This is a genomic window from Streptomyces sp. NPDC085932, from assembly GCF_044540525.1.
Lineage (GTDB): Bacteria > Actinomycetota > Actinomycetes > Streptomycetales > Streptomycetaceae > Streptomyces > Streptomyces levis.
The window spans coordinates 696,195-708,312 of the sequence record NZ_JBITSJ010000002.1; the positions used below are offsets into that span (position 1 = coordinate 696,195).

Consider the following 12,118-nt stretch of genomic DNA (forward strand, 5'->3'; position numbering starts at 1 on the left):
CCCACCCGGTCCCGGGTCCTCCGTCACGCCGCGGCGGCCGGCGTTGTTAGCCTGCGGCCGGAATTCGTAAGCGTTCGTCTGACCGAGGATGGAGTCGCCGTGGCCGGCACCCCGCGTATCGCGCTCGTCACCTATGACTCCGGAGGCGAGGAGCACAAGGACCGCGATCTGCCGGTGCTGGCCGGTGCGCTGCGTGACGCGGGGGCCGACGCCGTCGCCGTCGCCTGGGACGACCCCCGCGTCGACTGGGCGGCCTTCGATCTCGCCCTCCTCCGCTCCACCTGGGACTACAGCTGGCGCGCCGCCGAGTTCACGGCCTGGGCCGAGCGCTGCGCGCGGGCGACCCGGCTCGTCAACCCGGTCGAGGTGGTGCGGTGGAACGCCGACAAGCGGTACCTGGGGGAACTCGCGCGGGCCGGGGTGCCCGCCGTGCCCACCCGCTACCTGGCGCCCGGCGACCCCGTCGAACTGCCCGCGGACGAGGAGTACGTGGTGAAACCCACCTCCGGCGCCGGGGCGCGGTACGCCGCCCGCCACCCGGCCGGGGAGCACGACGCCGCCCTGCGGCAGGTGGCCCGGATGCACGCCGAGGGGCTCACCGCGATGGTGCAGCCGTATCTGACGGCCGTCGACACGCACGGCGAACGGGCCCTGCAGTTCTTCGGCGGCCGCCTGCTGCACGCCGGGGTCAAGGGCGCCGTCCTCACCCCCGGCACCCCGTACGACGCGGACAAGGTCGCCCACCCCGGCATACGGCACTGGGAGCCCACCGCCGCCGAACTGGCCGTCGCCGAGCGGGCGCTGGCGGCCGTGCCCGGCAGCCCGGAGCTGCTGTACGCGCGCGTGGACCTCGCCACCGGGCCGGACGGTGAGCCCCTGCTGATGGAGCTGGAGCTGATCGAGCCGAACCTGTTCCTGTACGTGCACCCGGCCTCCGTGCCCCGGGTCGTCCGGTCGGTGCTGGCCGCCGCACGCTGACCACCACGAGCGGGGCGTACGTCCCGTGATGCGGCTTTTGGTGTACTGGTAGGGCCATGCCCTCCGAGCGACGGTCCCGGGCGCCCCTGCTGGCGGTGTGCTCCGGGTACTTCATGGTGATCCTCGACGTCACCGTCATCAACGTCGCCGTGCCGGTGATCGGCCGGGAGCTGTCGGCCTCGCTGACCGGCATCCAGTGGATCACCGACGGATACACGCTCGTCCTCGCCGGATTCCTGCTGACGGGCGGCGCGCTCGGGGACCGGCTGGGCAACCGGCGGGTGTTCTGCGCGGGCGTGGCGGTCTTCACCGTGGCCTCGGCCGCCTGCGCCCTCGCGCCCGGCGCCGCCTTCCTGGTGGTGGCCCGGCTGGTGGAGGGGCTCGGCGCGGCGCTGATCGTGCCCGGCTCGCTGGCCCTGCTCCAGCAGTCCTATCCGGAACGGGCCGCACGGGCGCGGGCCTTCGGGCTGTGGGGCGCCATGGCGGGCATCGCGGCCTCCGCCGGGCCGCTGCTGGGCGGGCTGCTGGTCTCCACGGCGGGCTGGCGCTGGGTGTTCCTCATCAACCTGCCCGTGGGCGCGGCGTGCCTGGCGCTCACCCTGCGGCACGTCTCCCGCTCCCCCCGGCGCACCGACCGGGCACTGGACGTGCCCGCGCAGCTCGCGGTCGTGGCGGCGGTGGCGCTGCTGACCGCGGCGCTCAACGAGGCGGGGCGGCGCGGCTGGTCCGACCCGGCCGTGCTCGCCGGGCTCGGGCTGGCCGTCCTGGCCGCCGCGGCCTTCGCCCTGCGCGAGCGGCTGGCCCGGTCGCCCGCGCTGCCGCTCGCCATGCTGCGCTCCCGCGCCCTGGGCGGCGGGGCCGCGATCGGCCTGCTGTTCAACTTCGGCTTCTACGGCATGGTCTTCACCGCCAGCCTGGAGTTCCAGCACCAGCGCGGCTACAGCGCCCTGGGCACCGGCCTCGCGCTGTTCCCGGCGGTGGCGATGACGATGTTCGCCTCCGTCCTCTCCGGCCGTCTGAGCCGCCGCACCGGCGACCGCCCGCTGGTCGTCGCGGGGATGCTCCTGGCGGCAGCGGGCCTGGTCGGCTGGGCCGCGGCGGGCGCCGAGCCGGCCTACGCGGCGCTGGTGCTCCCCATGATGGCCGCCGGTTTCGGCACCTCCTTCGCCCTCACCGGCTCGACCGCCACCGTCATGGGCGCCGCGCCCGCTGCCTACGCGGGGGCCGCCTCCGCCCTGTTCAACACCACCCGCCAGATCGGCAGCGCCACCGGCGTGGCGCTCGGCGGCAGCCTGCTCGCCTCGGCCGCGACCTACGGCACCGGCATCCGCACCAGCATGCTCATCGGCGCCGCGGCCTACCTCGCGGCGGCGCTCCTCGCCCGGTGGTGCGTGCCCACCCGCGCCGAGCGGTCCACACCGCCCTAGGTGTGTTGTCCGGACAGTCCCTCCTGCCCCGCGACGCCCGGCACGCACTCGCGCCGCACCGGACCCAGTCCCGAGTACGCCCGGGTACGAGGGACTGCGTCCGGCACGCCGAGAGCACGCACCGGACGCCGCAGGGCCCGCCCTCCGGGCGGACGGAGGGACTGTACGGACACGGACACGGCCTGGAGCGGCGCCGGCCTGCGGTCGCCGGCCTTCCCGCGGTCCCGCCTTCCCCGACCAGTCCCTGCCCGGCCCTGGGCCGGGGGGCAGGCGGCCCTCAGCCCTGGGTGCCCGTGACGGCGACCCGTTGCAGCAGCCCCCAGGTGAACTCCGCTGCGGCCTCCCGCCGCACGCCCCGGGCGTCCGGTGCGGTGAACGCCAGGCCCCACCGGGTCGGCGCCGAGCCCTCCAGGGGGCGGGCCGGGGCGAAGGCACGGGCCGCCTCGTCGACCGTGCAGGACCAGGGGGTGAGGTCGTCCAGGGTGCGCAGCTCCGGGCCCGGCGCGCCGGGAGCGCGGACCAGCCACTCGTTCCACACCGCGCCGTTCGGGGCGGTCAGCACCTCGAAGCGCAGGTCCGGCCAGAGGGGCAGCGGCCACCGCCAGGCCTCGCAGTCCAGGTCGCCGATCCGGCGCGGCGCCCGGGACTCCGGCTCGCCCAGGACGGAGCGGTACCGGGACAGGGGCGCGCGGGAGCGCGGGGAGCGGACCATCGCCTGCCAGCGCTTGTTGGCCTCGCGCATGCCGGCGATCGACACCCCCAGCTCGTGCCGGGCGGCCTCCACCAGGTCCGGGTTGTGGTCGGCCATGCGGCGCAGCAGCACCAGCTGGAAGTCGAGCGGACCGAAGGGGCTAGCGGGGTGCTTTCCGGAGGGCATGTGACCCATCGTCGCCCACCGGGGCGGTGCCGGGGCGGCGGCCGTCGGGCAGGAACAGCACCGAGTTGACGTAGCGCGGGCCCCGCAGCAGCGGAGTGGGCAGCACGCGGCGGAGCAGGCCGTGCGAGACGACGTGGGAGGCGCGGGCCTGGTGGTCCTCCAGCGGGAACTTCGCCAGCGGCACCCAGGTGTCCCCGGGCAGCACCCAGCCGTCGTAGCCCAGCAGGGTCAGATAGGTCACCACCGGGGCGATCGGCTGGATGCGGGACTCCAGCTCGACGAAGAGGGCGGGCCGGTCGCGTGCCAGCAGACCGGTCGCGCCCCGCAGCACCGCCGGCTCGTTGCCGTCCACGTCGATCTTGATGAAGCCGACGCCGCGCAGTCCCAGCTCGTCCAGGGTGACGCTGGGCACGTCCAGGGCCCGGCCGTGGATCTCGCGCCGCACCAGCGAGGAGACGCCCCGGTCACCCGAGTCGCCCGCCGGCAGCCACAGGCGGGCGATGCCCGGCCGGTCCGAGGCGGCCGCGCGGACCACCCGGACGTTCGCCGGGGCGGCGGCCGCCAGCAGCCGGGCCAGATGGGGCACCGGCTCGATCGCCACGACGTGCTCGGCGCGGCCGGCCAGCCGGTGCGTCCACGGCCCGTACCAGCCGCCGACGTCCACCGCCGTCCCGCAGCCCTGCGGGCACAGCTCGGCGAGCCGGGCCAGCTCCGGCTCGAAGCGGGGATACAGCGCCCGGGCCGTCGCGGCCACCAGCCGCCGGGGCAGGAAGGGGGCGAGACGCGCCGCCAGGCTGGTCACGGCGCCATCCTCTTGAGGAGGTCCTCGTGCACGTCGTCCGGGACCTGCTCGCCCGAGGACGGCAGCAGCTGCGGGATGCCGTCCACGATCGGGTAACGGCGGTGCAGGCGCGGGTTGTACAGCGCCTCCTCGCGCCCGGCCTCCTCGGGCAGCAGATGCAGCGGACCCTTGTCGAGCGGGCACGCCAGGATCGTCAGCAGCGGGTCGTCGGACTTCATGGGGATGCCAACTCCTCGGCAGGTGCGGTGGGTTGGGGAGCGGAGTCGTGTTTCGGCATGGCCAGCAGCACGGCGACCGCCAGGGCCGTGCCCGCCACCCGCAGGGCGAGCCGCAGCGGGTCGTGCGGCAGGGCCTCGCCGAACGACAGCGTGCCGAGCACCGCCGTGAACAGGCAGGTCACGGTCGTGCACACCGGCACGATCAGCGAGGCACGGCAGCGCTGCAGCGCCGCCTGCGACATCACCAGGCCGAACACGCCGGTGAACAGCAGCAGATACGGATACGGGGAGCTCAGCAGGCCCAGCACCGCGCCGCCGATCCCGTCCGTCGTCAGATGACCGGAGACGCCCTTGATGGCCAGCGAGCTCACGCCGTACAGCAGACCCACCGCCACGCCGTACTCGACACCGGTGGTCGGGCGCCGGTGCCGGTTGCGGGCGCGCCGCTCGGCGGAGCCGTACAGCCACACCCCGGCCGCCAGCGACGGCACGCACACCAGAAGGATCAGCTGGTAGGGGGCGTCCTGGCTGACGCTGTCGGTGCCCTCGCGCAGCGACAGCACCACCATCAGCAGCGCGAGCAGGATCGCGCCGAGCGCGTACCGCTCCCGGCCGCTGGTCTCCTCGCCGAGCAGCCGGGCCGACAGCAGCACGAGCAGCACCAGACCGGAGACGAAGATGCCCTGCGCGGCGGCGATCGGCAGGGTGCGGTAGACGACGAGCTGGGCGGCGAAACCGGCGGCGAGGGCGAGGGAGCCGCCGATCCACAGCGGACTGCCGAGGACCAGGCGCAGCAGCCGGGCCGGCTGCCGGATGCTCACCTCGGGGAGCGAGGTGAGCGCCCGCTTCTCCAGCACGAAACCCAGGCTGTACAGGGTGTTCGCCAGCAGGGCCGCGGCCACTCCCCACCACATGGGTTACGTCCTCCGGGCGTGCAGCAACAGGATCGACGCGAGCTGCGGCCGGGCGCAGGCCAGCCGGTCCAGGGGCCGCAGCGGGCGCGGCACGCCGTGGAAGGGGGCGCCCTCCAGCCGTACGACGGTGAAGCCGGACGCGGCGACGAACTCCCGCAGCGCGCGCGGGGTGTACAGCCGCAGGTGCCCCACGACCTCCCTGCCCGGGCGGCCGTGGATGCCGCGCAGGCTGACCTCCGAGAACACCGGCTGCACGCCCGCGAGCAGCAGGGCCCGGTTGTACCAGGCGGCCAGGTTCGGCGTGGAGAGCATCAGGTGGCCCCCGGGGCGCAGCACGCGGCGGATCTCGTCCAGCGCCGCGTCCGGGTCGACGAGGTGCTCGATCACCTCGCTGAACAGCACGGCGTCGGCCGAGCCGGACGCGAACGGCAGCCCGCCGCCGGTGAGTTCGCCGCGGACCGCGTACGGGACGCGGGTGCGGGCGCGGCGCAGCGCGTCCTGGGACCAGTCGACGCCGACGATGCGGTGGCCGGGCAGCAGGGGCGCGGCGGTGGCCGCGGCGGTGCCGTCGCCGCAGCCGATGTCCAGCACGGTCCCGGGGCGGCCGGCGGCCGGTCCGAGCGCCCGGGCCAGCATGCGGGCCTGACGCAGGCTGCGCGAGGTGCCGGAGGCGACGGGGACGGCCGGGTTCTCGTAGAAGTCGCGCAGGTCCTTCGGGGGTGGCGCGGTGGTCGGCAGGGCCGTCATGACGTGGCCTCCGTGGTGTGCAGGTAGTGCTCGAACAGGTCGCGCAGATGGGCGCCGTCGCCGGGGCCGAGCAGGGCGCGGGACCAGCGCAGGGCGAGGTGCAGGCGGCCGGCCGTGGACGCGGTCGTCACCGTCAGGCCGCGCGGCATCCGGGCCGGGGCGGAGAACCAGACCGCGTGCGCGCGGCCGGCCTCCTCGCCGAAGTCCAGCGGGTAGGGGATGCGGCCGATGTTGCTGAGCAGGGTCGTCGACGTCCAGGGCGCGGCGGCCCGGCGCAGGGTGCGGGTGAGGGCGGCCCGGGCGGCGACCGGCGCCCAGGGAGCGGTGAGCAGGGTGGCGCCGTGGCCGAGCTGGGGGCGGGGCAGGGACTTCAGCGCCCGGGTGCGTTCCGCGGTGCGGCGCAGCAGGTCCGGCAGGTGCGGGTCGCGCAGTTCCCGCGGCGCGAAGGGGACCTCGACCAGGCGGGTGCCGTTGCCGATGGGCATCGAGGTGTCCCGGGGGCGGTCGTCCACGGGCATGGTGATGCGCAGCGGCCGGGGCCGGGCGCCGTGTTCCCGGTTCCAGTGGGCGAGGGTCAGCGCCGTGGTGACCATGAGCTGGTCGTTGACGGTGTAGGGGGAGCCCTTGGGGCGGTGCGGCAGGGGCAGTTCGGTGACCAGCAGGCCGTTGCCGGGGGACGGCTCGGGCGTGCCCCGTGCGACGCGCGCCGGAGGCGCCCAGTTGGTCGGGGTGTCCGGGGGCTCCTGGTGCGGTTCGGCGGGGCGGACCGGGGGCGCGGCGGGGGAGTTGTCCCGGCCGCCGTACAGTTCGGCGGCCGTGGCCAGGACCCGCAGGCAGGCCGGGCCGTCGAGGGCGGTGTGGTTGATGGTGAGGAAGAGGACCGAGTCCACCACTTCGAGGCGGATCGGCGGGGACTGCGACAGCGGCGGGGCCTGCGCCAGGGCCCGGGCCCTGGCCTCCTGCACGGCGCGCGGGCCCGACGGGCTGAAGGTCACCACCTGCACGTCCGGCTCGCGCGTCAGCTCCCACTCGTAGCGCCGCCGGTACCACGGCCCCGGCGCCTCCCGCATGAGGACGCGTGGATGCCGGTGCAGCGCCTCCAGGAACGCCTTGCGCAGACGGGCGTGGTCGAGGGGGCCCGGCAGGTGCACCTCGATGTGGACGGTCTCCGGCTCCTCCTCCTGCAAGCAGTGCCGGGAGACCTCGTCCACCACCGGGAACGGGATGCGGACCGGTGTCGTCATACGGCCTTGCCCTCCCCGGGGTCCGTCCTCGGCAACGGCCGCGTCGGCGCCTCCGATGCCGGCTGCTCGCGCAGGCTCACGAGTGCCGCGAACAGGCCGGTCAGGGCCAGCAGCTGGGCCACGTGCCCGAACGCGCCCCCGCCCGCGCCCACCGGCTCCCCGGCCCCGAAGGCCGCGGCGATCCCCGCCCCGGCCAGGGCGGCGAGCGCGAGCGGCACCAGCAGCGCGTGCCGCCGCGCGGCGAGCAGCGCCAGCGCCGGGACCAGCAGCGCCAGCCACCCCGCGATCACCACGCCCACCAGCGTCAGCGCCACCGCGCCGAGCCACAGGCCGGGCAGCGGCGGGGCGGGCTGCGGCGCGTCGGGGTTCGGTGCGCGGCGACGCCACACCGCCAGGCCCAGCAGCGCCGCGATGCCGACGCCACTGCCGATCAGCCCGATGTCGTAAGTGGTGGCCGGCTCGTACGACAGCTTCACCGCGCCGCCCGCCCCGGCCGGGATCCGCCAGCCCTGCTGCCAGCCGTCCAGCCGGACCGGGGTGAGCTCCTTGCCGTCCAGCGTGGCCCGCCAGCCGTCGTTGAAGTTCTCGTACGTGGTCAGGTACGAGGCCGCGCCCGAGCCGACCGTCACCTCGCGCCGGTCGCCCAGCCAGTCCCGGATCCGCAGCTCGCGCCCGGCCGCGGCGGCCTCGGGCACCGTCCCGCGCGTCAGGGTCACGTCGGTGAGCGCCAGCGGGCCCGCGTCACCGCCCTCCAGCCGGTGCTCGCCCGCCGCCAGCCGCACCTCGGTGTCGCCCCGGCCCTCCTGGCAGAGCGTCACCTCCACGCCCCGCCGCTCGACCAGGTCGCGCACGGTCCCCTTCACGCCCGACTGGTACAGCTCGCCGTCCAGCGCCACGTCCGGGCCCTTGCCGCACGGCAGGGAGAAGGCGCGGGTGCCGTCCGGCTGCGGGGTGCGGTACTGGTCGAGGGAGGGGATGTACGCCTCGGTCAGCCCCACCGGCAGGCGCAGGTTCTCGTCGGCGACCGGGTTGTGCAGGGTCAGCGGGGCGGTCTCGGTGACCGTGACGTCCAGCCGGTCGGTGGTGATCGGCGGGAAGCGGACCCAGCCGTTCTCGTCGACCCCGGCGATGGCCGCGCCGTCGGGGGAGCTGATGTGCACCTCGGAGGCGCGGGCCGACAGCCCGCCCGCGGGGGCCAGGACCAGCTCACCGACCGGCTGCTTGCCCTCCCAGCGCAGGTGGATCGTCGGCCGGTCGCCCGCGATCCACGCCGTCGTCAGGTCGCCGTCGGTGAGGTTGCGCGCCCCGATGCCCGCGCCGAGGCGTGCCGTGGAGTCCGCGGTGGCGACGATCCGGGCCTGCTGCTCGGGCGCCACCTCGTACAGCAGCTCGTCGAGTGCCGCGCCCGGCACCGGCACCGCGCGCGCCTTCACCTCGTACGTCCCGGCGGCCGGGGTCGTGAAGCGGCGGTGCAGGCCCGCCTCGGTGCCGGTCGGGGACAGACCGGTCGGGTCCGAGGCACGGTGCAGGGAGACGACGGTGGCGCTCGCGCCGGCCTCGTCCGCGTCGGACGGCAGCCGCAGCAGCCGGGTCACCCGGACGTCGGGCAGGTCGATCTCGGAGAAGCCCGCGCCGGTGAGCCCGGCCCGGCGCTCCACCGAGTCCACGATCGTCAGCTTCATCCAACGCGTGGCGCCCTCGGGCGCCTTGATCCGCTGGGTCCTGCCGTTCGGCTGGAGGAAGCTGGTCCGCTCGCCCTTCTCGGTCTCCACCCGCACCTTCGTCGCCGCCGCCCGCACGCTCTCCTGCGGCAGCGGCGTGACCTCGAAGGAGGACGGCATGGCGTAGGTACCGGTGAAGCCGATGCGCAGCCACTGCCCGTCCGGCGTGTCCGGGGCGCCCTCCGTCCAGGCGGTGTCCGGGTTGCCGTCGAAGGCGTTCACCGGATCGTACTGCGGCAGGTGGAACAGCCAGTTGCCGTACGAGGACGCCGACACCGAGCGCGCGCCGCGCAGTTCGGCGACCGTCTGGTGCTCGGCTCCCTCGGTCGGCAGGATCTGGCGCGGCTTCTCGCCCGGGTCCTGCTGCGCCCCGGACGCGTTGCGCTCGTCGCGCGTGTACGTGTACGAGGTGTTGGCGTTGACCAGCCCGAACCGGGTGTCGGCCCGGCGCAGCCCGTCGCCCACCACCTGCACGGCCGGGGTGCCGAGCCCCGGGTGGTTGTCCCCGGTCAGCACGGTGGCCCGCCCGCGCAGCTCGGACGCCAGCGGCAGCAGCGCCTCGGGCCCGCCGGACACCACGGCCGTGTCGGCGACCGGGGCGAGCGCGGCCTGCCCGGGCCGGACGACGTCCGGACCCGCCGGACGGTAGATCTCCACGGCCCGCTGCCGTGGGTAGAGCCCCTCGACCTGGAGCGGGGCGTCCTGGGCGATCCGGCCGCCGGTCATCACCGGGCCGAGCCCCGTGACCCGTTCGTACCCCGACTGCTCCAGGGTGCGCTTGACGGTCGCGGTCGGCACGGCGCCGATCTGGTCGGGGTCGAGGTCGTTGCGCACGACGACGTAGTACAGCCCGGCCCGGCTCAAGTAGTCGGCCAGACCCGGAACTTCGGCACCGGACAGCAGGGCCTGCTCGACCGCGTCCATCGCGCGCCGGTTGCCGGGCGTGCCGAACGGGACGTAGTCGCGCTGCGCCCAGCGCGACTCGGCGAGCACGTCGAGCGGCTGGTCGATGGGGGAGCCCCAGGTGTAGACGCCGTGCGCCGTGGCCGGGACGACCAGGGCGCGCGAGTCCGGCGAGTACTTCTCCAGCCAGTCGGCCGTGGCCTGCCAGTAGGTGGGGAGCTTCCGGAAGGAACCGGGGTTCAGGATCGAGCCGTTGAGGTACGGCCACAGCAGCCCGGGCAGGATCAGCACGGCCGCGACGAGCGGCGCGAGACGCCGGCCGCGCACCGGCCGGGCGCCGCGCCGCTCGGCGGCCACCCCCACCAGATGGGCCAGGCCCAGCACGAGCGCCAGCGCCAGACCCGTCTGGAACTTGTAGATGTTGCGGAAGGGCGACAGCCACCCGTCCAGCCAGCCCTGCATCACGTCGTGGAACGGCGCCCCGAACGCCCCGCCGTACCCGGCGAGCAGCACCAGCGCGGTCACCAGCACCGTCAGCACCAGCCACCGCCGCTCGGGCACGTCCCGCCGGGCGAGCCCGGCCAGCCCCAGCCCGGCCGCCAGCGCCGAGCACACGATCACCAGCACGGAGGAGGCCACGGTCCAGCCGGCCGGCAGCCAGGCCTCACCGAAGTGCAGATAGGCGACCCAGTTCCCGGCCCCGCGCAGCGCCTCGGTCGCCGACATGGTGTCCGTGGTGGTCTGCGCGGTCTCTATATAGGGGAGGAAGTTCTCGCCGTGGACGCCGAGCAGCAGCAGCGGCACCCACCACCAGGCCGTCACCACGATCACCGCGGGGACCCACCAGGCGATCAGCCTGCGCATCCGCGGTCCCGGCGGCCGGGACAGCAGGTACAGCCCCACCGGCAGCAGGGACGCCAGCGTCGCCGAGGCGTTCACGCCGCCCATGAACGGCACGAGCAGCGCCGAGCGCAGGGCGGCGACCCGGGCGGCGTACCGCTCGTCCGTCAGCGGCAGCAGCACCCACGGCAGGAACGCGCCGGGCAGCGCGGCGGCCGACGTGGAGCCGATGACGGTCGTGAACAGCGGCCACAGCGCGTACGCCACCGCCGCGAGCAGCCGCGAGGCCCCGCTGCCCACCCGCAGCCGCTCCGCGAGGCGCAACGCCCCCCAGAAGGCGACGGACACGACCACCGACAACCACAGCCGCTCCGCCAGCCACACCGGCAGGCGGACGAGGTCACACACCCAGTAGAACGGCAGCATCGGCCACAGATAGCCGACGTACTGGTCCTGGATGCCGCCGAACCCGGCCCGGTCATGCCACAACTGCCCCAGGTCGCCGAGGAACCGGCCCGGATCGGTGGTCACCCCGAGTTTGGTGTCGAACGTCTGCCGACCCGGCTGCACCGCCAGGAACAGCACGAACACCACGGCCCAGAAACCCAGCAGCCAGCGCCGCGACCGGGGACCGTCGGGCGGGCCCGACGCGGTCGCGGTGGTGGGGACGGCTGCCGGGGGAGGAGCCTGGACCGTGGTTGTCATGTAGGACACCGCCGCAGGATGAGGAGGAGGTTCCAGGTGGCGAACTCGCGGATCCCGGGCGCCTTGACGACGGCCTCCGCGAGGAAGGGCCAGTAGCGGGAGCGCGCCGAGACGACCGTGACGTCGTCCCGGGCCCGCACCTGCCGCAGGGTGGAGCCGATGTGCACCGCGAACAGGTTCTCGCCGAGCGTGTGCTTGGCGGGCCTGCCGGTCCGCCGGGCGTAACGGGCCCGGGCCCGCTCGGCGCCGAGGTAGTGCCACGGGGCCCACTCGTGCCCGCCCCACGGCGACAGCCAGTTGGTGAACGACACGTAGATCAGCCCGCCGGGCCGGGTCACGCGCGCCAGCTCGCTGAGGAACGTCTCCGGGTCGGCGACGTGTTCCAGCACGTTGGAGGAGAAGGTGACGTCCGCGACGCCGTCCCGCAGCGGGAGCAGGTACCCGTCGGCGACGACGGCGCCGTCGGGCGGCTTCTCGCCCAGCTCGGCCGGGTCCGGCTCGAACAGGTAGGCGTGGGCCCCGCGCCGTCGGAACTCCTCGGTGAAATACCCGCCGCCCCCGCCGACGTCCAGGACGGTACGGCCGGCGACCGGCCCGTCGCAGGCCTCCACCTGGTCGACCGCGTCACGGGCCAGCAGGGAGTAGCAGGCCGCGGGGTCCTCCTGCTCGTGGAGGAAGGCGCGGAACAGGGCAACAGATCGTCGCAACGAAGGGTCTTTCAAACGGGTTCCCGAGGGGCGCG

The 12,118-nt window shown here is 75.2% G+C and carries 10 protein-coding genes; 2 read left to right on the forward strand and 8 right to left on the reverse strand.

Annotated features, from left to right (window positions below):
- The first annotated feature begins 99 nt into the window (after window positions 1-99).
- Together ACIGAQ_RS12300 and ACIGAQ_RS12305 are read left to right on the forward strand one after the other, a co-directional pair.
- Complete coding sequence (locus ACIGAQ_RS12300; protein ID WP_399781828.1) at window positions 100-978, forward strand: RimK family alpha-L-glutamate ligase; 879 nt, start codon at window positions 100-102, stop codon at window positions 976-978.
- Between the two features lie 56 nt (window positions 979-1,034).
- Window positions 1,035-2,405: an MFS transporter gene (locus ACIGAQ_RS12305; protein ID WP_399781831.1), complete on the forward strand. Its 1,371-nt coding sequence runs from the start codon at window positions 1,035-1,037 to the stop codon at window positions 2,403-2,405.
- 277 nt (window positions 2,406-2,682) lie between these two features.
- On the opposite strand, the gene ACIGAQ_RS12310 is transcribed toward ACIGAQ_RS12305, so the two are convergent.
- The 8 genes from ACIGAQ_RS12310 to ACIGAQ_RS12345 are packed head-to-tail and all read right to left on the reverse strand — an operon-like array spanning window position 2,683 to window position 12,098.
- Window positions 2,683-3,291, reverse strand: a complete 609-nt coding sequence (locus ACIGAQ_RS12310; protein ID WP_399781834.1) for a hypothetical protein — start codon at window positions 3,289-3,291, stop codon at window positions 2,683-2,685.
- Window positions 3,257-4,084, reverse strand: a complete 828-nt coding sequence (locus ACIGAQ_RS12315) for an FkbM family methyltransferase (protein WP_362274425.1) — start codon at window positions 4,082-4,084, stop codon at window positions 3,257-3,259. The genes ACIGAQ_RS12310 and ACIGAQ_RS12315 overlap by 35 nt, the downstream gene beginning before the upstream one ends.
- Entirely contained in the window at window positions 4,081-4,302 is a 222-nt protein-coding gene (locus tag ACIGAQ_RS12320; RefSeq protein WP_399781837.1) for a Trm112 family protein, read from the reverse strand. The genes ACIGAQ_RS12315 and ACIGAQ_RS12320 overlap by 4 nt, the downstream gene beginning before the upstream one ends.
- The gene (locus tag ACIGAQ_RS12325; RefSeq protein ID WP_399783136.1) at window positions 4,299-5,204 is read right to left on the reverse strand and encodes a hypothetical protein; all 906 of its coding nucleotides are present in this window, start codon (window positions 5,202-5,204) and stop codon (window positions 4,299-4,301) included. The genes ACIGAQ_RS12320 and ACIGAQ_RS12325 overlap by 4 nt, the downstream gene beginning before the upstream one ends.
- Window positions 5,205-5,219: 15 nt before the next feature.
- Window positions 5,220-5,963, reverse strand: coding sequence for a class I SAM-dependent methyltransferase (locus tag ACIGAQ_RS12330; protein WP_362274421.1), 744 nt, complete (start codon window positions 5,961-5,963; stop codon window positions 5,220-5,222).
- Window positions 5,960-7,207, reverse strand: a complete 1,248-nt coding sequence (locus ACIGAQ_RS12335; RefSeq protein ID WP_399781840.1) for a condensation protein — start codon at window positions 7,205-7,207, stop codon at window positions 5,960-5,962. Before ACIGAQ_RS12335 ends, ACIGAQ_RS12330 begins: the two co-directional genes overlap by 4 nt.
- Complete coding sequence (locus ACIGAQ_RS12340) at window positions 7,204-11,376, reverse strand: alpha-(1->3)-arabinofuranosyltransferase family protein (protein ID WP_399783139.1); 4,173 nt, start codon at window positions 11,374-11,376, stop codon at window positions 7,204-7,206. The genes ACIGAQ_RS12335 and ACIGAQ_RS12340 overlap by 4 nt, the downstream gene beginning before the upstream one ends.
- A complete protein-coding gene (locus tag ACIGAQ_RS12345) occupies window positions 11,373-12,098 on the reverse strand; it encodes a class I SAM-dependent methyltransferase (protein WP_362274418.1) in 726 nt (241 codons plus the stop codon). The genes ACIGAQ_RS12340 and ACIGAQ_RS12345 overlap by 4 nt, the downstream gene beginning before the upstream one ends.
- Window positions 12,099-12,118 lie beyond the last annotated feature (20 nt).

What these genes read in the sequence shown, in the direction of transcription:
- ACIGAQ_RS12340 (WP_399783139.1), bottom strand. Translation starts at nt 11,376, where the DNA reads ATGACAACCACGGTCCAGGCTCCTCCCCCGGCAGCCGTCCCCACCACC.
- ACIGAQ_RS12305 (WP_399781831.1), top strand. Translation starts at nt 1,035, where the DNA reads ATGCCCTCCGAGCGACGGTCCCGGGCGCCCCTGCTGGCGGTGTGCTCC.
- ACIGAQ_RS12310 (WP_399781834.1), bottom strand. Translation starts at nt 3,291, where the DNA reads ATGGGTCACATGCCCTCCGGAAAGCACCCCGCTAGCCCCTTCGGTCCG.
- ACIGAQ_RS12335 (WP_399781840.1), bottom strand. Translation starts at nt 7,207, where the DNA reads ATGACGACACCGGTCCGCATCCCGTTCCCGGTGGTGGACGAGGTCTCC.
- ACIGAQ_RS12330 (WP_362274421.1), bottom strand. Translation starts at nt 5,963, where the DNA reads ATGACGGCCCTGCCGACCACCGCGCCACCCCCGAAGGACCTGCGCGAC.
- ACIGAQ_RS12320 (WP_399781837.1), bottom strand. Translation starts at nt 4,302, where the DNA reads ATGAAGTCCGACGACCCGCTGCTGACGATCCTGGCGTGCCCGCTCGAC.